Source organism: Sphingomonas naasensis, from assembly GCF_004792695.1.
Taxonomy (GTDB): domain Bacteria; phylum Pseudomonadota; class Alphaproteobacteria; order Sphingomonadales; family Sphingomonadaceae; genus Sphingomonas; species Sphingomonas naasensis.
On the sequence record NZ_SRXU01000009.1, the window covers coordinates 54190 to 77076 of the forward strand.

Here is a 22887-nt window from a genome sequence, read left to right on the forward strand (position 1 = left end):
AAAGGTCGAGCCTCGAATGATAACGTCACTGGCTTACGTTTACGCGAACGTCAACCTGCGTGAACGCGCGCGAATTCCTGTGTCAGCGGCTCGAAAGCCTCGGGCGGCGGGAAGGTTGCGAAGCGGTGCGTCGCGCCGGTCTTCGCCCAAGGCAGGCTTTCGGAGGTGAAGGTATCGACGAAAGGCGGATCCGCCGGGGGCGTGTCGAGCAGGGTCGTGCGGACATTCACGAAACTGTCGAAGCCGGCGGGCCGGGTGAACATCCAGCTCAGGCAATGGCCGCAGAAATAATGGCGAGACTCGCCGTGCATCCCGCCGATCACGGGCTCGCCGGCGATGACTTCGAACCGCTCGGTGGGCCAGGCACCGCTGACCGAATAGGCACTCGCAGTCATCTTCTGGCAGCCGCGGCAATGGCACGCCGCGGTGAAGATCGGCGGGCCGGACAGGCGGAAGCGGACGCGCTCGCAGCGACATCCACCTTCCACCGTTCCGGCCGCGTCGGTCATGCCGCCTTCTGGACCTCCGCGACGATCTTGCGCGCCGCGTCGCCGAGATCGTTCGCGGGAACGATGGCGAGGCCCGAATTGGCGAGGATGTCCTTGCCCTGCTGGACGTTGGTGCCCTCGAGGCGGACGACCAGCGGCACCTGGAGGTTCACTTCCTTCGCCGCGGCGACGATGCCCTCGGCGATGATGTCGCAGCGCATGATCCCGCCGAAGATGTTGACGAGGATGCCCTTCACCGCCGGATCGCTCAGGATGATCTTGAACGCCGCGGTGACCTTCTCCTTGTTGGCGCCGCCGCCGACGTCGAGGAAGTTCGCGGGGAACATGCCGTTGAGCTTGATGATGTCCATCGTCGCCATGGCGAGGCCGGCGCCATTGACCATGCAGCCGATGTCGCCGTCGAGCTTGATATAGGCGAGGTCGTACTTCGACGCCTCGAGCTCGGCGGGATCCTCTTCGCTCTCGTCGCGCAGCGCGGCGAGATCCTTGTGGCGGAACATCGCGTTGCCGTCGAAGCCGACCTTGGCGTCGAGGACGAGGAGATTGCCCTGCTCGGTCAGTGCCAGCGGGTTGACCTCGATCTGCTCGGCGTCGGTGCCGAGGAAGGCGGCGTAGAGCGACGACGCGACCTTGGCGGCCTGCTTGCCCTGATCGCCGGTGAGCCCGAGCGCGGCGGCGACGGCGCGGCCGTGGTGCGGCTGGAAGCCGGTCGCGGGATCGACGGCGAAGGTGTGGATCTTCTCGGGAGTGGCATGCGCGACTTCCTCGATGTCCATGCCGCCCTCGGTCGAGACGACGAAGGCGACGCGGCCGGTGGCGCGATCGACGAGCAAGGCGAGGTAGAATTCCTTCGCGATGTCGGCGCCGTCGGTGATGTAGAGGCGATTGACCTGCTTGCCGGCCTCTCCGGTCTGGATCGTCACCAGCGTGTTGCCGAGCATGTCGGTGGCGTGCGCGCGGACCTCGTCGAGCGTGAAGGCGAGGCGGACGCCGCCCTTGGCGTCGGGGCCGAGCTCCTTGAACTTGCCCTTGCCGCGGCCGCCGGCATGGATCTGCGACTTCACCACATAAAGCGGCCCGGGGAGCTGCTTCGCGGCCTCGACGGCTTCCTCGACAGTGAAGGCGGCATGGCCCGCGGCGATCGGCGCGCCGTACTTGGCGAGGAGTTCCTTGGCCTGATATTCGTGGATGTTCATGGGCGCGCCCTCATGTTGCTGGCGGAGTTTGCGCCGGCCTTAAGCACGGCACGCCGCGGAATCCAAATCTTTTCCGCTCAAATGCAATTGCGACGTAATTGCAATAATTGCCCTGGACAGCGCGTCGCGGGGCCGAATCGCTGACCGCAGCGGAAGCTCAGCCCGCCAGCCCGGTGGCGCAGAGCGCCGCCGAGCTCGAGGTGACGCCGAGAATCTCGGCATCGCCGAGCGCGCGGACGCGGTGGAGGAACTGATCGACCGACTCGGCGCCGCCGGCATAGGGGAGGTCGGCGATCCGCATCAGCTGCTTGAGCGACAACCGATCGACCATCCGCTCGGCCATGCACGCCGAGAGCGGCTTGGGGAGGCCGGCGCGGATCAGCCCCGAGCGGAGCCGTGCCTCGGGTACGGCGCAGCCGGCGAGCAACGAAGCGGCGAGCGCCAAAAGCGTGGTGGTTCTGATCATCGCGCCCCGCTATCGGGCGTCGATGTTCCTCGCAACCGCGCTCGCGCTCGCCCCGCCTCCCCTCGATCCCGCCCATGCCGCGCTCGACCGACTAGCCGGCTGCTGGGACGCGCCGGGCGAGGTGCTGGGCAAGCCGGTGCGGACGCGCGTTCGCGGCGCGTGGCGGCTCGGCAGCCGCTATCTGCTGCTCGAGATGCACGGGCTCGATCCCGCCGACCCCTATGACGCCGCGATCCTGCTCGGCGATCACGACAAGCGCTGGATCAACAGCTGGTGGATGGACAGCTTCGGCGCCGGCTACAGCGCCGGGGGCGTGGGCGAGGTCAAGAACGGCGCCATCGAGGTCCTCTACAGCTATCCCGACGCGACCTATACCAATCGCCTCGTATCCGACGGGAAGGGCTGGCGCTGGACCATCGTCGAACGCAAGCATGTCGGCGGCGGCGAGAAGGCCTTCGCCTCCTATCGCCTGACGCCCATGCCGTGCGACGATACGCGCTTCGCGTTCTGACAGACATGACGCGGCGCCCTACGCACCCTATCTGGCAAGCATGAACCCGTGGCTCGGCATCCTGTTGTTCCTCGGCACCGTCGCCGGGATGGAGGGCTTCGCCTGTGCCGCGCATCGCTGGGTGATGCACGGCCCCGGCTGGTTCCTCCATGCCAGCCACCACCGCGCGCGCACCGGCGCGTTCGAGTGGAACGACCTTTATGCGGTGGTCTTCGCGATCCCGTCGATCGTGCTGCTGCTCGGCGGGGTCCAGCTCGGCTGGTGGCCGGGCTGCACATGGATCGGCGCGGGAATCGCCGCCTATGGCGCGATCTATTTCGGCTTTCACGACGTCATCGTCCACAAGCGGCTGCCGCACCGCTATGTCGCCCGCTCGCGCTACATGAAGCGTATCGTCCAGGCGCATCGGCTCCACCACGCGGTCGAATCGAAGCACGGCACGGTCAGCTTCGGATTTCTCTGGGCGCCACCCGCCGACACGCTCAAGCGCCAGCTCAAGGCGCGCGGCGGCTTGATCCGGGTTAGTGTTGCGCCGGATTGACGCGCGCGGCGGGGCGGCACACATGAAGAGCCCATGGAACAGCTCAACCTGTCCGAGTCCGAATGGCGCAAGCGCCTCAGCCCGGAACAGTTCCACGTGCTGCGCGAGGCCGGCACCGAACGCGCTTTTTCCGGCCGCTACAACGACAACAAGGCCGACGGCATCTATCGCTGCGCGGCGTGCCAGCTCGAATTGTTCGATAGCGCCGACAAATATGATTCGGGATCGGGCTGGCCGAGCTTCACCCAACCGATCGCGGCCGGCCATGTCGTCGAGCATGCCGATGTCAGCCACGGCATGCGCCGGGTCGAGGTGCGCTGCGCGCGCTGCGACGGGCATCTCGGCCATGTCTTCCCCGACGGGCCGCCGCCGACCGGGCTACGCTATTGCATGAATTCGGTCAGCCTCGATTTTCGTTCACGCAGCGGCAACGCAAACGGCGCTAGCAGCGACCCGTCCGGCGCCTGATTCTTGTGAGCCGACGGTTTAGGGCTTAACCACCGCTTCCGATGGCTTCCAGAAAACCGCAAACCTCCGCACGCAAATCCTGGTGGCGCACCGGCTCGGGCTGGAAAAAGCTCGGGATCTGGACGCTGATCGCCGGCGTCAGCGTCGGGCTGCTCGCCGTGATCGCGCTGCTGATCGCGGTCTATTCGACCAAATCCTCGCTGCCGAGCTATGACGAGCTCAAATCCTCGCCCAACGGCCAGATGATCCGCGTCCATGCGGTCGACGGCACCGTGCTGGTGTCGCTCGGGCCGAGCTATGGCGAATGGATCAAATATGACCAGATCCCCGCGGTGATGCGCGATGCGATCGTCGCGGTCGAGGATCGCCGTTTCGAGAATCACTGGGGCGTCGATCCCTGGGGCCTCGCCCGCGCGGTGCGCACCGGCATCGCCAATCGCGGCACCGGCCGCCGCCTCCAGGGCGCCTCGACGATCACCCAGCAGGTCGCGCGGACGATCTTCCTGTCGAACAAATATGATTTCGGGCGGAAGATGCGCGAGGCGGTGCTCGCGCTGGCGATGGAGCGCAAATTCTCGAAGGAGCAGATCCTCGAGCTCTATCTCAACAAGGTCTATTTCGGCGGCGGCGCCTATGGCATCGACGCCGCGAGCCGCAAATTCTTCGGCCATCCCGCGACCAATCTGAGCCTCGCCGAGGCGGCGGTGATCGCCGGCCTCGTCAAGGCGCCGTCGCATTATTCGCCGACCGCCGATGCCGAGGCGGCGGTGAGCCGCGCCAGCGTGGTGCTCGACGTGATGGCCGAGACCGGCAAGATCAGCCAGGCGACCGCTTCGGCGACCGATCCGCGCACCGTCAAGCTCGCCCCCGAGCCGCGCCAGAACAGCGTGCGCTACTTCACCGACTGGGCGCTGCCGCAGCTCGAGATGCTGATCGACGAGACCGAGGCGCCGCTCGAGGTGTGGACGACGCTCGATCTCAACATGCAGCGCGCCGCCGACGAGGCGATCCGCAAGAACGCGCCGGCCAACGCGCAGGGCGCGCTGGTCAGCCTCGACCGCGACGGCGCGGTGCGCGCGATGGTCGGCGGCAAGGATTATGTCGCGTCGATCTACAACCGCGCGACGCAGGCGGTCCGCCAGCCCGGCTCGGCGTTCAAGCTGTTCGTCTATCTCTCGGCGCTCGAGGCCGGGCACAAGCTCGACGACATCGTCGTCGACGAGCCGGTGACGATCAACGGCTGGACCCCGCGCAACAATTCGGGGCGCAATTCGGGGCAGGTCACGCTGCGCACCGCCTTCGCCTATTCGCTCAACACGATCGCGGCCAAGCTCGGCCAGGAAGTGGGCTTCGGCACCGTCGCCGACATGGCGCGGCGCTTCGGCATCACCACCCCGATCAACACCCAGCCGGCGATGGTGCTCGGCACCTCGAACGTGCGGCTGATCGACATGACCCGCGCCTTCGCCTCGGTGGGGCAGAAGGGCGTCGCGGTCACCCCGTTCGGCATCACCCGCGTCACCGCGAACGGCAATGTCATCTACCAGCACGAAGTCGATACCAGCCATGTGCTGGTGGCGCCCTATGTCGCCGCGCAGATGACCGATCTGCTCCAGACCGCGGTGGCGACCGGCAGCGGCCATGCGGCGCAGATCGGCCGCCCGGTCGCCGGCAAGACCGGCACCACCACCTCGAACAAGGACGGCTGGTTCGTCGGCTTCTCGAGCGGGCTGACCACCGGAGTGTGGATGGGCCGCGACGACGCCAAGGTGGTTCCCGGGCTGCAGGGCGGCACCGCGCCGGCGCGCGCCTTCGCATCGTTCATGAGCAAGGCCGTCGCCAACCGGCCGGTCGAGCCGTTCGAGACGCAGGTGACGCTGCCCGAATGGCAGCTCGAGCCCGAGGACAATGCCTATTACACCCAGCCCGACAACGGCATGTTCGTCGACGCGGACGGCAATCCGCTGCCCGAGGACCAGCAGCCACGCAGCGACGGGACCGAGGAGCAGCAGGGCGACGAGCAGCTCGACCAGGACTGGATCGACCGGATGACCGGCAATCGCCCGCCGGCGCCGGCGCCGCAGCAACAGCCCGATCCCGGCCGCGCCCCGCCGCCGCGCGACGGCGCGCGCCAGCCGCCGCAGGAACGCACGCCGCCGCGCGACAATCCGGAAGGGTTCTAGAAAATCCTCCCTCGCGCAGCGGGGGAGGGGGACCAGCGAAGCTGGTGGAGGGGGCATCTCAACGGGCGACATGGCTTGGGGAGAAGCCCCCTCCGTCGCCTTCGGCGCCACCTCCCCCGCTTCGCGAGGGAGGATCTACGGGATCGGGTCAGGCCGCCGCCTCGGCCCGCCCCACCCAGTGCAGCGCCGCGCCGTTGCGCCGCAGCCAGTGCCGCGCCGGGGTGGGATCGGCTTCGAACAGCGTCTCGACCAGCCGGTGGAACGCCGGCGAATGGTTCATATGGATGCGGTGCGCGACTTCGTGCGCGACGGTCGCGCGACGCACATGGTCGGGCGCAAGGATCAGCCGCCAGCTGTAGCGGATCGCGCCCGACGACGCGCAACTCCCCCAGCGCCCGCGCGGATCGCCGATCGAAACGCGCGTCACCGTGACTCCGGCGCGCTCGGCATATTCGGCGGTCTCGGCACTGAGCACGCGCAGCGCCTCGCCGCGCAGCCAGCGCTCGATCCGGCGCTCGAGCCCGTCGCGCGGCCCCCCGCAGATCAGCCGATCGCCGTCCAGCTTCGGCGTCCGTGCCGCCGAGGGCGCGTGATCGATCGCGACCTCGCGCCCGGCAAAGGGGAAGAAGGCACCCGGCACCAGCGGCAGGCTGCCCGGCAGCCGCGCCTGCTGCGCCGCGATCCAGCCGCGCTGCTCCTCGGCCCATGCCAATGCCTTGCGCAGCGAGGCGCGGAGCGGCAGCGTCAGCCGCACCTTGCCGTCGCGCGGATCGACTGCGAGGCGCATCCGGCGGGCGCGGGCGTTGCGGACGACCTCGATCGCGCCGCTCAAAGCTCCCGATCCACCAGATGATGCTCGAAATCGCCGGCATCGTCCTCGGAGATCGTCCAGCCGCGCGTCGACTGGCCGGCGGCATGGACCGATTCGCGATCGCCGCTCACCAGATAATGCCAGTCGGGCAGCGGCTTGCCCTCGGCGCGCAGCCGATAGGCGCAAGTCGAGGGCAGCCATTCGATTCCGGCGACGTTGCTGGCGTTGAGCCGCACGCATTCGCTGACATAGGCATGGCGATGGCGATAATCGCTGCACTGCCCCATCCGCCGATCGAGCAGCCGGCAGGCGACGTTGGTGGCGTGCAGCTCGCCGGTCTCTTCATCCTCGAGCTTGTGGACGCAGCATTTGCCGCAGCCGTCGCACAGCGCCTCCCATTGCGCGCGGTCGAGCTTCGCCAGCGGCGTATCTTCCCAGAAGCGCCCGCTCATCGCACCCAATGCTGCACCTGGGCGGCGATCGCCTTGCCGTCCTGATCGATCGGCAAGGTCGCGATCGGCTCGCCGTTCGGACCCATCAGATAGGCGATCGCGACATGATCGACCATGTAGCCGCCGCCGGGCGCGGGCGGCTGCTTCTTGAAATAGATCGCATAATTCTTCGCCACCGCGGCGATCGCCTCGGGGCTGCCGGTGAGCCCGACGATGCGCGGATGGAAGTTGGCGACGAACTGCTTGACCGCTGCCGGCGTATCGCGCTCGGGATCGACCGTGATGAAGATCGGCACCACCCGCGCCGCGACCGCGGGCGCCTGCTTTTCGAGCAGCGTCATCGCCTGGCCGATCTTGGCCATGTCGGTCGGGCAGACATCGGGGCAATAGGTGTAGCCGAAATAGACGATGCGGTATTTTCCGGCGAAATCGCTGTCGCGCACGGTCTTGCCGTTCTGATCGACGAGCGTGAACGCGCCGCCGATCCGCGCGCCGGCAAGCGGCGGCTCGGCGGGCTTCGCGGCACCGCAGCCGGCGAGCGGGACCGCGGCGAGCAGCGCGAGGGCTGGAAACATCCTGTACATGGCGCGATCAGCCATGATCTGTTAGGCCCGCGCTTGCAAGAACGGGGTTCCAGTTAGGGGTTCAGCCACATCATGGGTTTTCGTATGTTCCGCGTAGCCGCTGCCGCCGCGCTGGCGCTCACTGCCGTCCCCGCCGCGGCCCAACAGTTTTCCGACAGCTATGAATTCCTTGAGGCGATCCGCAAATCCGACGGGAACAAGGTCAACAAGTTCCTGCTCGATCGCTCGCTGCGCATCGTCAACGCCAAGGATCGCGGCAGCGGCGAGGGCGCGCTGCACATCGTCGCGCGCCGTTCGGACGCGCTCTACCTGCGCGCGCTGCTCCAGGCCGACGACATCAATCCCAATCTGCAGGACGGGCGCGGCAACACCGCGCTGATGATCGCGGTCGAGCAGAACTGGAGCGAGGGCGTCGGCATCCTGATCAAGTACCGCGCCAATGTGAACCTCGCCAATGCCGGCGGCGAGACCCCGCTGATCCGCGCGGTGCAGATGCACAATCCCGACGTCATCCGCCAGCTGCTCGACGCCAAGGCCGATCCCGACCGCGCCGATTACGGCAGCGGCAAGTCCGCGCGCGACTATGCCCGCGAGGGGACGCGCTGGCCGAACGTCGCCAAGATGCTCGCCGACGCGCCCAAAAAGGGTCAGGCGGCGGCGAGCGGGCCGAGCGCGCACTAGGGTCCGTACGCAACACCGGCAATGGTGGTGACGGAGCCGATTTTGGCGCACGGGGAGGAACGAGGAGGGAGCGACGCGGTGTCGTCGTGACCCCAAGGACTTGGGTCGTGACGTGGCTGTGCGCCAAAAGCGGCCCGCCGCTGCGCGGTCGCCCGGAGACGCACGCTGGACTGCGTCAGCCCGCTTGCCCGGGCCACCAGCCCGCGCTGCGCGAGCTTCCTTGCCAGCGCACGTCTCCGGGCGATCCCGACCGTTGTGGGTATTGCGTACGGACCCTAGACGATCTGCCCGGCCTCGGGATCGAGCAGATGCGTCACGCGCCGCGCCGCGCGGCGCGCGAAGGCGAGCGTGCATTTCTTGCGGGTCGCGCTCGCCAGCGGCACCGTCGCCGCTTCGCGCACCACTGCCGCGTCGTAGCGATCGGCGACGATCAGCCCCGCGCGCTGCGGCAGGAAGCCTTCCTGCTCGAACGGCCGCAGATCGAATCCCGCCGGTACCGCCCAGAAGAAGCGGTCGCAATGCGCGAGATAATCGGTCCATTTGCCGTCGCCGAGCAGATCGGCGCGCGACACCTTGATCTCGACGATGACGATGTTGCCGCGCGCATCGAGCGCCATCAGATCGGCACGGCGGCCGCCGTCGAGCGGCACTTCGGCGATCGTCGCGATATCGTGACGCAGCAGCATCCGCGTCACGCCGCGCGCGACATCGGCGGCGATCAACGGCGCGTCGGATGGCAAAACAGCCGGGGAAGTCATCCCCGGCTGTTAGAACATTTGACGAACGTCGGAAAGCCCCGCCCGAACGGCGGGGACGATCTCAACGATAAAAGATGTGATTGCCGACCGTCGCGACGCGCGGACGGTTCCAGCCCGGCCGGACATAGCGGGCATGGAAATAGAGCGCCTCGCCGGCGGGGCTGTCCCACTGATCGTTGCGCGCGACCTTGGCCACCGCGAGCGCCTTGCGCCACTGGGCATTGGCCGGCGGCGTCGGCAGCTTGCCGCCGCGCACGAACGAGAACTGGCCGCGCTGGGTGAGCACCGAGCACACGCTCTTGGGGAAGCGGCCCGACTTGGTGCGATTGATCAGCACATCGGCGACGGCCAGCTGGCCCGCGAGCGGCTCGCTCTTCGATTCATAATAGACGCCGATCGCGAGGCAGTTGAGCTCGGCATCGGCAGTGGCGTCGTCCTCGTGCGCGGCAACCGCGGCCGAGAGAGTCGCGAAGTCCTGATCTTCCTTGAGCGCCGCCTCGGGGAGGGGCTGCACGATCTCGCCATCCTGCTTGAGGACCGGCTGCGCCGCGATCCGGGGCGCGGGAACAACATGATGTTCCTGGGTGTTGATGACCTGAACCGGCGCCTCCTGGCTGGCCGGAACGGCATCGAGCGTGGCTGCATTCGCAAGTGCGCCAGCGCAAAAAGTCACAGCCGCGAAGGTCGCGGCACGTGGCATGAACTTCATCAGGTATCAGCACTGTGCGGTTGGTGCGCGGCCGACCCCCTTGATCTGCTGATCTTTACGGGCCGCCGGGCTTCCCCCCCGACTGCGTAACCGCCCGGTTTCACACCCCGACCGGCACAACGCTATGGAACGAGTGGCCGCCTTGCCCCGCGCGCACGCGTTAAGTCAATAAAGGTTCAACAATTCAGCGGCGAACCGTTCGGCGTCTGCGATATCCAGTTCGACCACCCATAAATCCGAATCGAATCGGCGGCGACGCTCCCAATAGTCGCTGACCGCTTGCTCATCCCCAATATCTTGTGGACCGGCGGGGATCAGCGCGGGCGTGCCCGCCGGCCCCAGCCCCCGCTCGAAGAAGCGGGGATTCGTGCCTTTCCGGTACGTTAGCAGCAGGATTCCGCCAGCGGTGGCATCGCCTTTGGCGAGGACCATCGCCGATCCGCCGCGCTGATCGGCGCCGCGGACGAGCGCGCTCACCAGCATCGCGCTGGTCAGCCGCGCCATCATGCCGGCCGATAGCCGGGGAGCGAGGCGAGCGGGATGCGCGAGCGCATGAAGGTGCCGGTGCCGCGCGCCGCCTCCTCGCCGCTCGCATCGATCAGCCGCGCCTCGGCGACGAACACGCGGCGCTGGCCGCTCACCCAGCGCCCCTCGGCGATCACCGGCCCCTCGCCGAGCGGCTTGGTGAACAGCAGGTTGAACGCGGTGGTGAGCAGGAAGCGATCGGTGACGAGGCTGTTCGCTGCGTAAAACGCCGCATCGTCGAGCATCTTGAAATAGCTCGTGCCGTGCGCGGCGCCGGCGGCGTGGAAATAGCGCTGGTCGATCTCGAAGCGGATCCGCGCGACTCCGCCCGCGCTGATCTCGAGCACCGATTCGAACAGCCGGTTGATCGGCGCGGCGGCATAGAGCGATTCGAGCGCGCGGAAATGCGCTTCGGCGCCGCGCGGAGCCGGGGGCGATTCAGGCGGCGTCACGCGTCTCCACGGCGGTGAGCAGCGCGAACAGCGCGTCGTCCGACGCCGCGCCGCGCAGCTTTGCCGAGAAATGCCGGTCGCGCAGCTTGCGCGAGACGCAGGCGAGCGCCTTGAGATGCTCGGCGCCCGCGCCGACCGGCGAGAGCAGCATGAACACCAGATCGACCGGCAGATCGTCGATCGCGGCGAAATCGATCGGCTGGTTGAGCCGGACGAACACCCCCGCGACATGCCTGAGGCCGTCGAGCTTGGCATGCGGAATGGCGATCCCGCCGCCAAAACCGGTCGAGCCGAGCTTCTCGCGTTCGGCGAGCCGTTCGGTGACCAGCCTGGCGTCGATGCCATAGGCGCGCGCCGCTGCCACCCCGAGCTGCTGGAACAAAGTCTTCTTGTTCGCCGCGCCCAGGCCGGCGAGCACCGCCTCGGGCGTCAGCAAATCGCTGAGTTCGGTCATCGATAGTCCAACTATGCGCCACCCCGCGGCGGCCTTCCCCCTAGGCCTGTGCGCGGTTGGGCTCAACCCACCCAATCGTCCCGTCGCCGCGGCGATAGACCATGTTGTGGACACCGGTGGCGGTATTGCGGAACAGCAGCGCGTTGGTGTGGCGGAGATCGAGCATCATCACCGCATCGGAGACCGTCGCCTCGGGCACGTCGACCCGGGTCTCGGCGATGATCAGCGGCGCCTCGACGGGCGCTTCCTCGTCGCCGGCCTCCTGGAACAGCGTGTAGCCGGCATTGTCGAACCCGCCGTCATAGGCGCCGTTCTCGGCGAGCGCGCTGACCACCCCGGCCTGACGGTCCTTGAGCCGGCTGACATAGCGGCGGAGCTGCTTGTCGATGCGATCGGCCGCGCCGTCGAACGCGCCATTGGCCTCCATTCCCTTGTTCGTCGCCTTGAGCACGAGGCCCTGCATCACGTGCATCACGATGTCGCAGGTGAAGCCGTTGTCGTGCGGGCCTTTGCCGAAGGTGATCTGTGACGAGAGCGCGCGGGCGAAATATTTGTCGCTGATACCCTGGAGTCGGTCGGTGACCAGCGTCTTGAGCGCGTCACCGGTTTCGACCTGATGGCCAGAGACTCGGATATCCATGATTTCACCTCCGCTTCAATATGAGGCCCCGTCGAGACCCCGATGGCCGGATCCGGGGATCACCCGGATGCGGCCAGGGCCCAGAGCGGGTCCTCCAATCCCTGGACAAAGGCTGCGTGGCGCTCAAGTTCCACGGCCGAAGCCGCAAAATGCCGCGCAGGTCGCACATGCACGCGTGTCGGCGCCTCGGCGGGCGTCTCGCGCATCATCGGAGCATCGACCGCGAGGCCGAGCGTGATCTGCCGCCCGCCGGTCAATTCGACATAGACCTGGGCGAGCAGCTGCGCGTCGAGCAGCGCGCCGTGCAAGGTGCGCGCGCTGAGATCGATGCCGTAGCGCACGCACAGCGCGTCGAGCGTGTGCTTGGCGCCGGGATGCTTGATCCGCGCGATCGCCAGCGTGTCGACCATGCGGCCATGATCGATCGCCGGCCGGCCGCAGCGGCCGAGCTCACCGTTGAGGAACGAGAAGTCGAACCCGGCATTGTGCGCGACCAGCGGGCAATCGCCGAGGAACTCGATCAACTCCTCGACGACGTCGTGGAACAGCGGCTTGTCCGAAAGGAAGCGCGCGCTCAGTCCGTGGACGCGCTCGGCCTCGGCCGGCATGTCGCGCTCGGGATTGATATAATGGTGCAGGTGCTTGCCGGTCGGCACGCGGTTGACCAGCTCGATGCAGCCGATCTCGACCAGCCGGTCTCCGCCCGCGAAGCTGAGCCCCGTCGTTTCGGTGTCGAACACGATTTCGCGCATGAGGGCCTTATCCTCCCCCCGGCGCGGCTAGGCAAGTGAGGACCTCGCGCACGCGTGCCCGCGTGTCCTCTAGCGGGGCATCGGTGGTGATGACGAAATCGGCGCGGGCGCGCTTCTCGGCATCGGGAAGCTGGCGGACGAGGATCGATTCGAAGCGGTCGGCGGTCATCCCCGGCCGGCCCAGCACCCGCGCGCGCTGCACTTCGGCCGGCGCCGAGACGACGACGATCCTGTCGACCTTGGCCCAGCCGCCCGCCTCGAACAGCAGGGGCACGTCGAGCATTACGATCGGCGCATCGGCGTTGGCGGCGAGGAACGCATCGCGCTCGCGTGCGACCGCGGGGTGGACCAGCGCCTCGAGCCGGGCGAACGCCGCCTCGTCGCCGAACACCGCCTCGCGCAGCGCGGTGCGGTCGACGCCTTCGGTGCCGGTGGTGTCGGGGAAGGCCGCCTCGATCGCCGCGACCAGCGCCCCGCCCGGGCCCTGGAGGCGATGCACGGTCTCATCGGCGTCGAACAGCGGCACGCCTTCCTCCGCGAACATCCGCGCCACGGTCGATTTGCCCATGCCAATCGACCCGGTGAGGCCGACGGTGATCATCGCGTGAGCAGCTCGCGAAGCTCCTCGTCGCGCTCGCGCGGGGGCTCGGCGCCGAAGAACAATTCGAACGCCAGCGCCGCCTGGCCGATCAGCATGTCGAGCCCGTCGACCGTATCGAGCGCGCGATCGCGCGCCTGCGCGAGCAGCCCGGTTTCGAGCGGGGCATAGACGATGTCGTAGACCACGGCATGCTCGGGCAAGGGCGACAGATCGATGTCGAGCGCCGCCTGGCCCTGCATCCCCAGCGCGCTGGCGTTGACCAGCAGATCGGCCGGCGGGAGTGGGCTGCCCAGCGGCACCGCGTCTCCCTTGATCCCGAAGTTCGACAGCAGCGCCGCAGCCTTGAGGACGTTGCGGTTGAGGATCGTCACGCGGCCGATACCGATCCGCGCCAGCGCGAACAGGATCGCGCGCGCGCCGCCGCCCGCGCCGATCACCACCGCATGCCGGCCCTCGAGATCGAGCCCGGCGATCGGCGCATAGAAGCCGCCGGCATCGGTGTTGGTGCCGACCAGCGCGCCGTCCTCGGCGCGCACCACGGTGTTGACCGCGCCGATCGAGGCGCGGACCCCGCCGCGATCCTCGACATGGTCGAGCGCCGCCTGCTTGTGCGGGATGGTGACGTTGCAGCCGCGCCACGCGGGATCGCCGCGCCGCGATTCGAAATAGCCGGCGAGCGCATCGGGGGTCACGTGCGTCGCGCGATAGGCACCGTCGATGCCGAGCGCGTCGAGCCAGAAGCCGTGGATCAGCGGCGATTTCGAGTGACCGATCGGATCGCCGATCACTTCGGCGTACGGTGTCATGACGTCAAAACTCCCCGCACGCGCAGATAATCGAGAATCGGCAGCAACGGCATGCCGAGGATGGTGAAATGGCTACCCTCGGTGCGGCTGAACAGCTGCACGCCCGGCCCCTCGATCCGGAAGCAGCCGACGCAGCCGGCGATCGCCGGCCATTCCCGGTCGAGATAGGATTCGATGAAGGGCTCCGACAGCGGCCGGACGAACAGCCGCGCGCGATCGACATGCCGCCAGACCGCGCGGCCGCCCTCGGCGATCACCGCCGCCGAATAGATGTCGTGCTGCCGCCCCGACATCATTCGCAGATGCTCGGCGGCATTCTCGCGGCTCACCGGCTTGTCGAGCAGCGTCCCGTCGTCGAGCGCGACGATCGAATCGCCGCCGAGCACCAGCGCGCCCGGCGCCAGCCGCGAGACCTTGAGCGCCTTCAATTCGGCGAGCGCATCGGACAGATCGCGGGCCGAGATACCGGCGGCGATCAACGATTGCTTGGCCGAGGCCTCGTCGACCTGCGCGGCGACCGCTTCGTGCGGCACGCCCGCGGCATCGAGCATCGCCCGCCGCGACGCGCTCTGCGAGGCGAGAACCAGAGTCGTCATGCCTCGCTCCCGCGTTGCAGCGTGCGCTCGTTGCACAGCTGGATGATCGCCGCGGCGGTCTCCTCGATCGAGCGGCGCGTCACGTCGATCACCGGCCAGCCATTGTCGGAGAACATGCGGCGGGCATAGGCGATTTCGCGCTGCACCGAATCCTGATCGACATAAGCGGTCTCCGGACTCTGATTGAGCGACAGCAGCCGGTTGCGGCGGATCTGGACGAGGCGATCTGCGCTGGTGGTCAAGCCAACGACGAGCGGATGCCGGAGGTTGAACAGCTGCGGCGGCGGCGGCGATTCGATCACGATCGGGATATTGGCGGTCTTGTAGCCGCGATTGGCGAGATAGATCGACGTCGGCGTCTTGGACGAGCGCGACACGCCGGCGAGGACGATGTCGCATTCCTCCCAATCCTCGGCGCCGATCCCGTCGTCATGCGCCATGGTGAACTGGATCGCGTCGACCCGCGCGAAATAGGCGGCGTCGAGCGTGTGCTGGCGACCCGGCCGCGCCTTGGCTTCCTGGCCGAGCAGGTTCGACAGCGCGTGGCTCACCGGATCGAGCGGCGCGATCGCCGGCAGCCCCATCGCGCGGCAGCGGCTCTCGAGCGTGCGGCGGATGTCGTTGTTGACCAGCGTGAAGATCACCAGCCCGGGATTCTGCGCGATCTCCTGGAGGATCCGCTCGAGATGCGCCTCGCTGCGCACCATCGGCCAGAAATGGCGCAGCGTCTCGACATCGTCGAACTGCGCCAGCGCCGCCTTGGCGATATTCTCCAGCGTCTCGCCGGTCGAGTCGGAGAGCAAGTGGAGATGGAGCCGCATCAGGCCGTGGGGGAATCTGTGGAGAACATGCCCAACAGCCGCTAGCGCAACCATGCGCAGCGGCCAAGCGCGCCGAAACCGCGGACTCGACGCGTGATTCTTCCACAACCGCATCCACGGACCCCGGTTCCGATTCACAGGCTGTGGAAAGCGGGGAGATTGAAACCGAATCCGAGGGCTTTGGTGGCCGTCGCAGAGTCAATCTGTGGGCAAGCCTTGGGCGATTCCACAACTCCCGGCTTCCACGCGCCAACAGACTCCAACAACCTATAGATTCTCTTTCTTATAGATATTGGGTGCCGGGCTGGCGGGCTCCCGCCTCGTCGTCACCCGAGCCCTGTGCCGGGGTGACGGTCTGCATTTCGGGATAGTCTATGGACTGGAACTGGCGGCACGGACCGGGCAGAGACGACCCGATGCTTCCCGATCCCGCCCACAAACCGCTGCTCGCCACCCTCAAGGGCCAGCGCCAGCCGATCCCGCCGATCTGGCTGATGCGCCAGGCCGGGCGCTATCTTCCCGAATATCGCGCGCTGCGCGAGGCGAAGGGCGGTTTTCTGGCGCTGGCGATGGACAGCGATGCCGCAGCCGAGATCACGCTCCAGCCGATCCGGCGTTTCGGCATGGACGGCGCGATCCTGTTTTCCGACATATTGATCGTGCCGATGGCGCTGGGCCAGGAGCTGTGGTTCGAGACCGGCGAGGGGCCGCGGCTCGCCCCGACGGTGCAGGCGCGCGACGTGCTGGAGAGCCTGCAGAACGCCCCTGCGGCGCTCCAACCGATCTATGGCACCGTGCGCCGCGTCGCTGCCCAATTGCCGCTGGGAACCACCTTTCTGGGCTTTGCCGGCAGTCCGTGGACCGTCGCGACCTATATGATCGCGGGACAGGGCAGCCGCGAGCAGGCCGAGGCGCGCCGGCTCGCCTATCGCGATCCCGGGCTGATGCAGGCGCTGATCGAGCGCATCGCCGATTGCACGATCACCTATCTGCTCGGCCAGATCGATGCGGGGGTCGAGGCGGTGCAGCTGTTCGACAGCTGGTCGGGCAGCCTTTCCCCGGCGCAGTTCGAGCGATGGGTGATCGCGCCGACCGCGCGGATCGTCGCGGCGCTCCAGGAGCGCGCGCCGCACGTTCCGGTGATCGGCTTTCCCAAGGGCGCCGGCGGCAAGCTTCCCGCCTATGCCCGCGAGACCGGAGTCGATGCGATCGGAATCGACGAGACCGTCGACCCCGCCTGGGCGCATGCATCGCTGCCGGAGAATATGCCGGTGCAGGGCAATCTCGATCCGCTCGCGCTGATCGCCGGCGGCGGGACGCTCGACAATGCCGTCGACCGCATCCTTTCGGCTTTCGCCGGGCGCCCGCATGTGTTCAATCTCGGCCATGGCATCCTGCCCGACACGCCGATCGCGCATGTCGAGCAGCTGCTCGCGCGGGTGAGGGGGATCGAATGACCGGTTGGCTGGGCGGCGCCTATCTCTGGGTCAAGGCGGCCCATATCATCTTCGTGATCTACTGGATGGCGGGGCTGTTCCTGCTGCCGCGCTATCTGGTCCATCACCAGGAAGCGCTCGGCACCCCCGAGGCGGCGGGATGGGAGAAGCGCGAGGCGCTGCTCCGCCGGATGATCCTCGGGCCGTCGATCGGGATCGTCTGGCTGCTCGGCATCGCGCTGGCGCTCAATGTCGGGCTGATCGACGGCCAGCCCGGGCTGGGCTGGCTCCATGCCAAGCTGCTGCTGGTGTTCGCGCTGAGCGGCTATCAGGGCTGGGCGATCGGCTATTCGAAGAAGCTGGCAAAGGGCGCGGGAAGCATCGCGCCGCGGCGCTTGCGGCTGCTCGGCGAGGTGCCCGCGCTCGCGGTGATCTTCGTCGTGATCCTCGCCGTGGTCAAACCGTTCTAAATTTGCGGCGTCTCCGGACTTTCCGCAATTATCCTGCGTGCGAATCGGTGCGATGGCCGTTGACTTGAAGGAGGGCGCCACCTAATTCGCACAGCAAGGCCGATCGCTTCCCGGCGACGGCTCCTTCCTACCAGCATCGCATCTCGCGCGCATTCGCCGACCGACGCTCTCCCCATAGCTTCCCAGCACCCGGACTCCCCATGCACCTCAAGGAACTCAAGAAGACCCCGCCCGCAGAATTGGTCTCGATGGCCGAGGAGCTCGGCGTCGAGAGCGCGTCGACCCTGCGCAAGCAGGATCTGCTCTTCGCCATCCTCAAGGCCCAGGCCGAGAATGGCGACCAGATCATGGGCGAGGGCACGATCGAGGTGCTCCCCGACGGCTTCGGCTTCCTGCGCAGCCCGGAGGCCAATTATCTCGCCGGCCCCGACGACATCTATGTCTCGCCCAACCAGGTCCGCAAATTCGGCCTGCGCACCGGCGACACGGTCGAGGGCGAGATCCGCGGGCCCAAGGACGGCGAGCGCTATTTCGCGCTGACCCGGCTGGTCTCGGTCAATTTCGACGATCCCGAGGCGGTCCGCCACCGGGTCAATTTCGACAATCTCACCCCGCTCTATCCCGAGCAGAAGCTGACTCTCGACGCGATCGATCCGACGATCAAGGACAAGTCGGCGCGGGTGATCGACATCGTCGCGCCGCAGGGCAAGGGCCAGCGCGCGCTGATCGTCGCGCCGCCGCGCGTCGGCAAGACCGTGCTGCTCCAGAACATCGCCAAGGCGATCACCGACAACCATCCCGAGGTCTTCCTGATCGTGCTGCTCATCGACGAGCGCCCCGAGGAAGTCACCGACATGCAGCGCAGCGTGAAGGGCGAGGTGATCTCCTCGACCTTCGACGAGCCGGCGCAGCGTCACGTGCAAGTCTCTGAAATGGTGATCGAAAAGGCCAAGCGCCTGGTCGAGCACAAGAAGGACGTGGTGATCCTGCTCGACTCGATCACCCGTCTCGGCCGTGCCTACAACACCGTCGTCCCGTCGTCGGGCAAGGTGCTGACCGGCGGTGTCGACGCCAACGCGCTCCAGCGCCCGAAGCGCTTCTTCGGCGCCGCGCGCAACATCGAGGAGGGCGGCAGCCTCTCGATCATCGCGACCGCGCTGATCGATACCGGCAGCCGCATGGACGAAGTCATCTTCGAAGAGTTCAAGGGCACCGGCAACTCGGAAATCGTCCTCGACCGCAAGGTGGCGGACAAGCGCATCTTCCCGGCGCTCGACGTCGGCAAGTCGGGCACCCGCAAGGAAGAGCTGCTCGTCGACAAGGCCAAGCTCACCAAGATGTGGGTGCTGCGCCGCATCCTCATGCAGATGGGCACGATCGACGCGATGGAGTTCCTGCTCGACAAGATGAAGGACTCGAAGACCAACGAGGACTTCTTCGACAGCATGAACCAGTAAGGTTTTCGCGTCCCGCGCGGGCGCGACAAAGTCTGCGAATGCGAAAAGGTCGGGCGCGTTGCCCGGCCTTTTCTTTTGTCCCGGCCGGTCGCGGCGCGCGAGGCTTGCATGCGCCACCCGTCACGCTAGGGCTTGGCGATGCTCGATCTGATCCTCAGCGCCGCCGCATCCGCCACCGGCGGTATCGGTTCCCCCCTCGACATCTGGCATCACATCGTTCGGGACTTCTCGAACATCACCGAGCCGGCGGCGCTCGCCGCGTTCGGATCGGTGCTGATGATCGACCTCGTCCTCGCGGGCGACAATGCCATCGTCGTCGGCGCGCTCGCCGCGGGGCTTCCGGCCGACCAGCGCAAGAAGGTCATTCTGATCGGCATCGGCGCGGCTCTGGTGCTGCGCATCATCTTCGCGCTGCTGGTCAGCTGGCTGATGGGGATCGTCGGGCTGATCTTCGCGGGCGGGCTGCTGCTGCTCTGGGTGAGCTGGAAATTCTGGCGCGAGATCCGCCATGGCAGCCTGAGCCAGGGCTCGGACGAGATCAGCGGCGACGAGCGTTCGGGGCTTCGGCCCGCGCGCAGCTTCGCCGGCGCCGCCTGGGCGGTCGCGATCGCCGACGTCTCGATGAGCCTCGACAATGTCCTCGCGGTCGCCGGGGCGGCGCGCGAGCATCCCGGTATCCTCGTCGTCGGGCTGCTGCTTTCGGTCGCGCTGATGGGCCTCGCCGCCAACTTGATCGCCAAGCTGATCGATCGACACCGCTGGATCGCCTATATCGGCCTCGCGGTGATCGTCTTCGTCGCCTGCCGGATGATCTACGAAGGCTGGGTCGGCACCCACGAGACGCCGGGGATCACCAGCTTCTTCGCGTGACCCGGCCTAGAGGCAGCTGGCCTCGGCGACGTTCGCGTTCGTCGAGACGAGCCTGCCGCCGGGATCGACGGACCAGTCGATAGCGATCCGCGCGTTGCAGGGCAGGCTCTCGACTTTCCGTCCGGCTTTGCGCGCGACGGGATCGAGCGCGAAGCCATGGTCCTGCAGCCAGCGCGTGAGTTCGCTCTCGGCGACGCCGGCGTGGAACCGACGCCGAAAATCGCGTGCCGAATCGGGGCTGTTCCACTGCGCGTCGGCAAGCAGCGCGGGCCGCGTCTCCGATGCACTGACCGCTACTGCGAACAGCAGCACATCCCGGTTGAGACAGGCGAGCGCCGCCACGGCGCCGGTAGCGATCAGGACGATGCGCCAGCGGCGGCGCATGGACTAGCCGATATGCTCGGCGAAGAATGCCGCGGTGCGTTCGTCCGCGAGCTGGGCCGCCGCCTCGGAGCGGCGCTTGCCCATCTCTGCGGCGAAGCCGTGATCCTCGCCGGGATAGTCGTGGAGCGTCACCTTGGGGTGATCGTCGAGCCCCGCGTGCATCTTCGCCTGGATGTCGGGAGTGACGAAATGATCGGCGCCGGCGATGTGGAGCAGCACCGGATGCGCGATCGCGTGCTTCTCGCCGAGCAGATTGTCGATCCCGACGCCGTAATAGCCCACCGTGGCATTGGTGTCGGTGCGCGTCGCGGTCATGAAGGCGAGCCGGCCGCCGAGGCAATAGCCGACGACGCCGACCTTGCCCCCCGCCGGCAGTTTCGCGCGGGCGGCGCGGATCGCCGATTCGATGTCCTCAATGCCCTTGTTCTGGTCGAACTGGTTCATCCAGCCGAGCGCTTGCTGGAATTCCTCCGGAACGTCGGGATCGAGCGCGATTCCGGGTTCGAGCCGCCAGAACAGATCGGGCGCGAGCGCGAGATAGCCCTTCGCCGCCCAATCGTCGCATTTCTTGCGGATCCCCGGATTCACTCCGAAAATCTCTTGGATCACCACGATCGCGCCGCGCGGCGCTCCTTCGGGCTCGGCGAGATAGGCGCCGAAGCTACCGCTGCCGTCGCTCGCATCGATCTGGATCGTCATAGCAAAGTCCCTTCCGGATGCCGCCGCTCGTGCTCGAGCAGCCAGGATTTGGTCTTGGGGCCGTCGCCGCCCGAATAATTGCCGAGCCGTCCGCCGCCGGCGAGGATACGGTGGCAGGGGACGACGATCGGGAAGGGATTGCGCGCGCAGAGCTGGCCGATCGCGCGCGGGCTCGATCCGAGCGCCTGGGCGAGCGCGCCATAGCTCAGCGTCTCGCCATAGCCGACCGCGATCAGCCCCGCGCGCAAGGCGTCGCCGCGCGGCGTTCCCGTCGGCTCGAGCGCGAGGTCGAAATCCTTGCGTTCCTTGGCGAACCATTGCGCGAGCTGCTCGGCTGCGCTGCGTACCGCGGCGGCGCTGCCCTTCGCGGGCGTTCCCGCGCCGCCGATCCGGATCGCGGTGAGCATGGCATCGTCGCCCTCGACGCGGACGAGTCCGATGGGCGTTGCGATCAGGGCATGGTCGCGCGCATACATGGCGCAAGACCTAGCAGCCGCCCGGTGGCGCGCGCAACGGAGGGCGGCCATGAAGATCCATGTCGAAGTCGATTGCACCCCGGAAGAGGCGCGCCGTGCCATGGGGCTACCCGATCTCTCGCCGGTGCACGATCGTTACGTCCAGATGATGGTGGAAGCCATTGAAAAACAAGGAACTCCCGAGGGGTTCGCCGATATGATCCGCAATTGGGGCCCGATGGGCGACGGCGCGATGAGCTTCTGGCGGACGATGTTCGAGAGCGGCAGCAAAAACGGCTGAGATGGATACGATCTTCGCGGTGTCGAGCGGCGCGCCGCCCGCCGCCATCGCCGTGCTGCGGCTGAGCGGCCCGCAGGCTTTCGCGGCGGCCGGGCGCCTCGCCGGAACGCTTCCCGAATCGCGCCGCGCCGGGCTGCGTGCGTTGCACGACCCGGTCGATGGCGCGTTGCTCGATCGCGCGCTGGTGCTGACCTTTCCGGGGCCGCGCACCGCGAGCGGCGAGGATCTGGTCGAGCTGCATCTGCATGGCGGCCGCGCGGTGGTGCGCGCAGTCGAGGCGGCGCTGGGCGCGATCGCCGGGTTGCGCCCGGCCGAGCCCGGCGAGTTCACCCGCCGCGCGCTGCTCAACGGCCGGCTCGATCTCAGCGAGGCCGAGGGGCTGGGCGATCTGCTGATGGCCGAGACCGAGGCGCAGCGCCGCATGGCGGTGCGCGCCACCGAGGGCGAGGTGCGCCGCCAGGTCGAGGCCTGGGCGCAGCGGCTGCTCGCGATCGCCGCGCAGGTCGAGGCACAGCTCGATCACAGCGACGAGGACGATGTGGCCGGCGCCGATTCGCTCGGGCGGCTCCACGCGGCGGCGGGCGTGCTCGCGCGGGATATCGTATCGGTGACCGCGCGCCCGCCGGTCGAGCGCCTGCGCGACGGACTGCGCGTCGTGCTCGCCGGGCCGCCCAACGCCGGCAAGTCGACGCTGCTCAACGCGATGATCGAGCGCGACGCGGCGATCGTCTCGCCGATCGCGGGAACGACGCGCGACCGGATCGAGGCGCCGGTGGTGCGGGGTGGGACGGCCTGGCTGCTGATCGACACCGCCGGCCTTGCCGAGGCGACGGCCGACCCGATCGAGGCGATCGGAATCGGTCGCGCACGCGCGGCGCTCGACGAGGCCGACATCCTGCTCTGGCTCGGCGACGATGCCCCGCCGCCGCATCCGGCGACGCTGTGGCTCCACGCCCGGGCCGACCTGCCGGGGCGGGCGGAGACGGGCAAGGATCTTGCGGTCTCCGCTGCGACTGGGGCGGGCATCGATTTGCTATGGGCGCGGCTCGAACGGCTCGCGGAGATGCTTCTGCCCCCCCCGGACATGGTTGCGCTGAACCAACGCCAGCGTGCGCTCGCATCCGACGCCGCGGCGGCACTGAGCCGTGCTGCGTTGCAACATGACCTGCTGCTCCTTGCCGAGGAGCTGCGCGCCGCCCGCCGCGCGTTTGACGCGATCACCGGGCGGGCGGGGGTCGAGGCAATGCTCGACGCGCTGTTCTCGCGCTTCTGCATCGGCAAATAGCTATGTTCCACGTG

The 22887-nt window shown here is 67.8% G+C and carries 31 protein-coding genes; 11 read left to right on the forward strand and 20 right to left on the reverse strand.

Annotated elements, in window-relative coordinates; all coding sequences use genetic code 11:
- Positions 1 to 50: 50 nt before the first annotated feature.
- The 3 genes from E5A74_RS17885 to E5A74_RS17895 form a co-directional block, all read right to left on the reverse strand.
- On the reverse strand, positions 51 to 509 hold the full coding sequence (locus E5A74_RS17885; RefSeq protein ID WP_135986997.1) for a GFA family protein: 459 nt from the start codon (positions 507 to 509) through the stop codon (positions 51 to 53).
- Positions 506 to 1705, reverse strand: a complete 1200-nt coding sequence (gene sucC / locus E5A74_RS17890; protein ID WP_135986998.1) for an ADP-forming succinate--CoA ligase subunit beta — start codon at positions 1703 to 1705, stop codon at positions 506 to 508. The genes E5A74_RS17885 and sucC overlap by 4 nt, the downstream gene beginning before the upstream one ends.
- Before the next feature lie 157 nt (positions 1706 to 1862).
- A complete protein-coding gene (locus tag E5A74_RS17895) occupies positions 1863 to 2171 on the reverse strand; it encodes a hypothetical protein (RefSeq protein ID WP_135986999.1) in 309 nt (102 codons plus the stop codon).
- 22 nt (positions 2172 to 2193) lie between these two features.
- Between E5A74_RS17895 and E5A74_RS17900 the strand changes: the two genes are divergently transcribed.
- From E5A74_RS17900 to E5A74_RS17915, 4 genes are read left to right on the forward strand one after another with little or no spacing between them, the layout of a single operon-like run.
- A complete protein-coding gene (locus E5A74_RS17900) occupies positions 2194 to 2682 on the forward strand; it encodes a hypothetical protein (RefSeq protein WP_135987000.1) in 489 nt (162 codons plus the stop codon).
- 40 nt (positions 2683 to 2722) lie between these two features.
- Positions 2723 to 3223 carry a sterol desaturase family protein gene (locus E5A74_RS17905; RefSeq protein WP_135987001.1) on the forward strand — a complete coding sequence of 167 codons (501 nt, stop codon included), beginning with the start codon at positions 2723 to 2725 and terminating at the stop codon, positions 3221 to 3223.
- Between the two features lie 33 nt (positions 3224 to 3256).
- The gene (gene msrB, locus E5A74_RS17910) at positions 3257 to 3691 is read left to right on the forward strand and encodes a peptide-methionine (R)-S-oxide reductase MsrB (protein WP_135987002.1); all 435 of its coding nucleotides are present in this window, start codon (positions 3257 to 3259) and stop codon (positions 3689 to 3691) included.
- 41 nt (positions 3692 to 3732) lie between these two features.
- A complete protein-coding gene (locus E5A74_RS17915; RefSeq protein ID WP_135987003.1) occupies positions 3733 to 5874 on the forward strand; it encodes a transglycosylase domain-containing protein in 2142 nt (713 codons plus the stop codon).
- A gap of 148 nt (positions 5875 to 6022) precedes the next feature.
- Here the strand turns inward: E5A74_RS17915 and E5A74_RS17920 are convergent, their stop codons facing one another.
- The 3 genes from E5A74_RS17920 to E5A74_RS17930 are packed head-to-tail and all read right to left on the reverse strand — an operon-like array spanning position 6023 to position 7721.
- Positions 6023 to 6706, reverse strand: coding sequence for a M48 family metallopeptidase (locus E5A74_RS17920; RefSeq protein ID WP_135987004.1), 684 nt, complete (start codon positions 6704 to 6706; stop codon positions 6023 to 6025).
- Positions 6703 to 7137, reverse strand: a complete 435-nt coding sequence (locus E5A74_RS17925; protein ID WP_135987005.1) for a YcgN family cysteine cluster protein — start codon at positions 7135 to 7137, stop codon at positions 6703 to 6705. Before E5A74_RS17925 ends, E5A74_RS17920 begins: the two co-directional genes overlap by 4 nt.
- The gene (locus E5A74_RS17930; RefSeq protein ID WP_135987114.1) at positions 7134 to 7721 is read right to left on the reverse strand and encodes an SCO family protein; all 588 of its coding nucleotides are present in this window, start codon (positions 7719 to 7721) and stop codon (positions 7134 to 7136) included. Before E5A74_RS17930 ends, E5A74_RS17925 begins: the two co-directional genes overlap by 4 nt.
- Before the next feature lie 84 nt (positions 7722 to 7805).
- Here E5A74_RS17930 and E5A74_RS17935 point away from each other — a divergent pair, with 84 nt between their 5' ends.
- The gene (locus E5A74_RS17935; protein WP_240699873.1) at positions 7806 to 8402 is read left to right on the forward strand and encodes an ankyrin repeat domain-containing protein; all 597 of its coding nucleotides are present in this window, start codon (positions 7806 to 7808) and stop codon (positions 8400 to 8402) included.
- A 275-nt stretch (positions 8403 to 8677) separates the two neighbouring features.
- On the opposite strand, the gene E5A74_RS17940 is transcribed toward E5A74_RS17935, so the two are convergent.
- The 11 genes from E5A74_RS17940 to E5A74_RS17990 all read right to left on the reverse strand — a co-directional run bounded on the left by E5A74_RS17940 (position 8678) and on the right by E5A74_RS17990 (position 15516).
- Complete coding sequence (locus E5A74_RS17940) at positions 8678 to 9160, reverse strand: MmcB family DNA repair protein (RefSeq protein WP_135987007.1); 483 nt, start codon at positions 9158 to 9160, stop codon at positions 8678 to 8680.
- Positions 9161 to 9221: 61 nt separating this feature from the next.
- Positions 9222 to 9869 (reverse strand): cell wall hydrolase, encoded by a 648-nt coding sequence (locus E5A74_RS17945; RefSeq protein WP_135987008.1) that lies wholly within the window; start codon positions 9867 to 9869, stop codon positions 9222 to 9224.
- A gap of 165 nt (positions 9870 to 10034) precedes the next feature.
- Positions 10035 to 10376 (reverse strand): DUF1491 family protein, encoded by a 342-nt coding sequence (locus E5A74_RS17950; RefSeq protein ID WP_135987009.1) that lies wholly within the window; start codon positions 10374 to 10376, stop codon positions 10035 to 10037.
- The gene (locus tag E5A74_RS17955; RefSeq protein ID WP_135987010.1) at positions 10373 to 10846 is read right to left on the reverse strand and encodes a PaaI family thioesterase; all 474 of its coding nucleotides are present in this window, start codon (positions 10844 to 10846) and stop codon (positions 10373 to 10375) included. The genes E5A74_RS17950 and E5A74_RS17955 overlap by 4 nt, the downstream gene beginning before the upstream one ends.
- Positions 10833 to 11300 (reverse strand): PTS sugar transporter subunit IIA, encoded by a 468-nt coding sequence (locus E5A74_RS17960; RefSeq protein ID WP_135987011.1) that lies wholly within the window; start codon positions 11298 to 11300, stop codon positions 10833 to 10835. The genes E5A74_RS17955 and E5A74_RS17960 overlap by 14 nt, the downstream gene beginning before the upstream one ends.
- Positions 11301 to 11340: 40 nt before the next feature.
- Positions 11341 to 11940 (reverse strand): ribosome hibernation-promoting factor, HPF/YfiA family, encoded by a 600-nt coding sequence (gene hpf, locus E5A74_RS17965; protein ID WP_135987012.1) that lies wholly within the window; start codon positions 11938 to 11940, stop codon positions 11341 to 11343.
- A gap of 59 nt (positions 11941 to 11999) precedes the next feature.
- Positions 12000 to 12692: a DNA polymerase III subunit epsilon gene (gene dnaQ / locus E5A74_RS17970; RefSeq protein ID WP_135987013.1), complete on the reverse strand. Its 693-nt coding sequence runs from the start codon at positions 12690 to 12692 to the stop codon at positions 12000 to 12002.
- 7 nt (positions 12693 to 12699) lie between these two features.
- A complete protein-coding gene (coaE, locus tag E5A74_RS17975) occupies positions 12700 to 13293 on the reverse strand; it encodes a dephospho-CoA kinase (protein WP_135987014.1) in 594 nt (197 codons plus the stop codon).
- Positions 13290 to 14099: a shikimate dehydrogenase gene (aroE, locus tag E5A74_RS17980; RefSeq protein WP_135987015.1), complete on the reverse strand. Its 810-nt coding sequence runs from the start codon at positions 14097 to 14099 to the stop codon at positions 13290 to 13292. The genes coaE and aroE overlap by 4 nt, the downstream gene beginning before the upstream one ends.
- Positions 14096 to 14650 carry a Maf family protein gene (locus E5A74_RS17985; protein ID WP_240699880.1) on the reverse strand — a complete coding sequence of 185 codons (555 nt, stop codon included), beginning with the start codon at positions 14648 to 14650 and terminating at the stop codon, positions 14096 to 14098. The genes aroE and E5A74_RS17985 overlap by 4 nt, the downstream gene beginning before the upstream one ends.
- Positions 14651 to 14691: 41 nt before the next feature.
- Positions 14692 to 15516 (reverse strand): pyruvate, water dikinase regulatory protein, encoded by an 825-nt coding sequence (locus tag E5A74_RS17990; protein ID WP_206365909.1) that lies wholly within the window; start codon positions 15514 to 15516, stop codon positions 14692 to 14694.
- A gap of 416 nt (positions 15517 to 15932) precedes the next feature.
- Here E5A74_RS17990 and hemE point away from each other — a divergent pair, with 416 nt between their 5' ends.
- The 4 genes from hemE (at position 15933) to E5A74_RS18010 (ending at position 19749) form a co-directional block, all read left to right on the forward strand.
- On the forward strand, positions 15933 to 16973 hold the full coding sequence (hemE, locus tag E5A74_RS17995) for a uroporphyrinogen decarboxylase (protein WP_135987116.1): 1041 nt from the start codon (positions 15933 to 15935) through the stop codon (positions 16971 to 16973).
- On the forward strand, positions 16970 to 17422 hold the full coding sequence (locus E5A74_RS18000) for a CopD family protein (protein WP_135987017.1): 453 nt from the start codon (positions 16970 to 16972) through the stop codon (positions 17420 to 17422). Before hemE ends, E5A74_RS18000 begins: the two co-directional genes overlap by 4 nt.
- 200 nt (positions 17423 to 17622) lie before the next feature.
- Entirely contained in the window at positions 17623 to 18879 is a 1257-nt protein-coding gene (rho, locus tag E5A74_RS18005; protein WP_135987018.1) for a transcription termination factor Rho, read from the forward strand.
- Between the two features lie 138 nt (positions 18880 to 19017).
- Positions 19018 to 19749, forward strand: a complete 732-nt coding sequence (locus tag E5A74_RS18010) for a TerC family protein (RefSeq protein ID WP_135987019.1) — start codon at positions 19018 to 19020, stop codon at positions 19747 to 19749.
- Between the two features lie 6 nt (positions 19750 to 19755).
- Here the strand turns inward: E5A74_RS18010 and E5A74_RS18015 are convergent, their stop codons facing one another.
- From E5A74_RS18015 to E5A74_RS18025, 3 genes are read right to left on the reverse strand one after another with little or no spacing between them, the layout of a single operon-like run.
- Entirely contained in the window at positions 19756 to 20133 is a 378-nt protein-coding gene (locus tag E5A74_RS18015) for a hypothetical protein (protein WP_135987020.1), read from the reverse strand.
- Between the two features lie 3 nt (positions 20134 to 20136).
- Positions 20137 to 20832 carry a dienelactone hydrolase family protein gene (locus E5A74_RS18020; protein WP_135987021.1) on the reverse strand — a complete coding sequence of 232 codons (696 nt, stop codon included), beginning with the start codon at positions 20830 to 20832 and terminating at the stop codon, positions 20137 to 20139.
- The gene (locus E5A74_RS18025; RefSeq protein WP_135987022.1) at positions 20829 to 21308 is read right to left on the reverse strand and encodes a methylated-DNA--[protein]-cysteine S-methyltransferase; all 480 of its coding nucleotides are present in this window, start codon (positions 21306 to 21308) and stop codon (positions 20829 to 20831) included. The genes E5A74_RS18020 and E5A74_RS18025 overlap by 4 nt, the downstream gene beginning before the upstream one ends.
- A 49-nt stretch (positions 21309 to 21357) precedes the next feature.
- On the opposite strand from E5A74_RS18025, the gene E5A74_RS18030 reads away from it, so the two are divergent.
- Both E5A74_RS18030 and mnmE read left to right on the forward strand, forming a co-directional pair.
- Complete coding sequence (locus E5A74_RS18030) at positions 21358 to 21588, forward strand: DUF6489 family protein (protein WP_135987023.1); 231 nt, start codon at positions 21358 to 21360, stop codon at positions 21586 to 21588.
- Position 21589: 1 nt separating this feature from the next.
- A complete protein-coding gene (gene mnmE, locus E5A74_RS18035; RefSeq protein WP_135987024.1) occupies positions 21590 to 22873 on the forward strand; it encodes a tRNA uridine-5-carboxymethylaminomethyl(34) synthesis GTPase MnmE in 1284 nt (427 codons plus the stop codon).
- Positions 22874 to 22887: the final 14 nt, after the last annotated feature.

Bases quoted from the DNA above. Each gene is read 5' to 3' on its own strand.
- E5A74_RS17905 (WP_135987001.1), top strand. From the start codon at position 2,723: ATGAACCCGTGGCTCGGCATCCTGTTGTTCCTCGGCACCGTCGCCGGG.
- sucC (WP_135986998.1), bottom strand. From the start codon at position 1,705: ATGAACATCCACGAATATCAGGCCAAGGAACTCCTCGCCAAGTACGGC.
- E5A74_RS18025 (WP_135987022.1), bottom strand. From the start codon at position 21,308: ATGTATGCGCGCGACCATGCCCTGATCGCAACGCCCATCGGACTCGTC.
- E5A74_RS17985 (WP_240699880.1), bottom strand. From the start codon at position 14,650: ATGCTCGATGCCGCGGGCGTGCCGCACGAAGCGGTCGCCGCGCAGGTC.
- E5A74_RS17940 (WP_135987007.1), bottom strand. From the start codon at position 9,160: ATGACTTCCCCGGCTGTTTTGCCATCCGACGCGCCGTTGATCGCCGCC.
- E5A74_RS18010 (WP_135987019.1), top strand. From the start codon at position 19,018: ATGCTCGATCTGATCCTCAGCGCCGCCGCATCCGCCACCGGCGGTATC.
- E5A74_RS18015 (WP_135987020.1), bottom strand. From the start codon at position 20,133: ATGCGCCGCCGCTGGCGCATCGTCCTGATCGCTACCGGCGCCGTGGCG.
- msrB (WP_135987002.1), top strand. From the start codon at position 3,257: ATGGAACAGCTCAACCTGTCCGAGTCCGAATGGCGCAAGCGCCTCAGC.
- E5A74_RS18030 (WP_135987023.1), top strand. From the start codon at position 21,358: ATGAAGATCCATGTCGAAGTCGATTGCACCCCGGAAGAGGCGCGCCGT.
- E5A74_RS17960 (WP_135987011.1), bottom strand. From the start codon at position 11,300: ATGACCGAACTCAGCGATTTGCTGACGCCCGAGGCGGTGCTCGCCGGC.
- E5A74_RS17895 (WP_135986999.1), bottom strand. From the start codon at position 2,171: ATGATCAGAACCACCACGCTTTTGGCGCTCGCCGCTTCGTTGCTCGCC.
- rho (WP_135987018.1), top strand. From the start codon at position 17,623: ATGCACCTCAAGGAACTCAAGAAGACCCCGCCCGCAGAATTGGTCTCG.
- E5A74_RS17945 (WP_135987008.1), bottom strand. From the start codon at position 9,869: ATGAAGTTCATGCCACGTGCCGCGACCTTCGCGGCTGTGACTTTTTGC.
- E5A74_RS17935 (WP_240699873.1), top strand. From the start codon at position 7,806: ATGTTCCGCGTAGCCGCTGCCGCCGCGCTGGCGCTCACTGCCGTCCCC.
- E5A74_RS18000 (WP_135987017.1), top strand. From the start codon at position 16,970: ATGACCGGTTGGCTGGGCGGCGCCTATCTCTGGGTCAAGGCGGCCCAT.
- E5A74_RS17930 (WP_135987114.1), bottom strand. From the start codon at position 7,721: ATGTACAGGATGTTTCCAGCCCTCGCGCTGCTCGCCGCGGTCCCGCTC.
- E5A74_RS17885 (WP_135986997.1), bottom strand. From the start codon at position 509: ATGACCGACGCGGCCGGAACGGTGGAAGGTGGATGTCGCTGCGAGCGC.
- dnaQ (WP_135987013.1), bottom strand. From the start codon at position 12,692: ATGCGCGAAATCGTGTTCGACACCGAAACGACGGGGCTCAGCTTCGCG.
- mnmE (WP_135987024.1), top strand. From the start codon at position 21,590: ATGGATACGATCTTCGCGGTGTCGAGCGGCGCGCCGCCCGCCGCCATC.
- hpf (WP_135987012.1), bottom strand. From the start codon at position 11,940: ATGGATATCCGAGTCTCTGGCCATCAGGTCGAAACCGGTGACGCGCTC.
- E5A74_RS18020 (WP_135987021.1), bottom strand. From the start codon at position 20,832: ATGACGATCCAGATCGATGCGAGCGACGGCAGCGGTAGCTTCGGCGCC.
- E5A74_RS17900 (WP_135987000.1), top strand. From the start codon at position 2,194: ATGTTCCTCGCAACCGCGCTCGCGCTCGCCCCGCCTCCCCTCGATCCC.
- aroE (WP_135987015.1), bottom strand. From the start codon at position 14,099: ATGACACCGTACGCCGAAGTGATCGGCGATCCGATCGGTCACTCGAAA.
- coaE (WP_135987014.1), bottom strand. From the start codon at position 13,293: ATGATCACCGTCGGCCTCACCGGGTCGATTGGCATGGGCAAATCGACC.
- E5A74_RS17915 (WP_135987003.1), top strand. From the start codon at position 3,733: ATGGCTTCCAGAAAACCGCAAACCTCCGCACGCAAATCCTGGTGGCGC.
- E5A74_RS17925 (WP_135987005.1), bottom strand. From the start codon at position 7,137: ATGAGCGGGCGCTTCTGGGAAGATACGCCGCTGGCGAAGCTCGACCGC.
- E5A74_RS17990 (WP_206365909.1), bottom strand. From the start codon at position 15,516: ATGCGGCTCCATCTCCACTTGCTCTCCGACTCGACCGGCGAGACGCTG.
- hemE (WP_135987116.1), top strand. From the start codon at position 15,933: ATGCTTCCCGATCCCGCCCACAAACCGCTGCTCGCCACCCTCAAGGGC.
- E5A74_RS17950 (WP_135987009.1), bottom strand. From the start codon at position 10,376: ATGATGGCGCGGCTGACCAGCGCGATGCTGGTGAGCGCGCTCGTCCGC.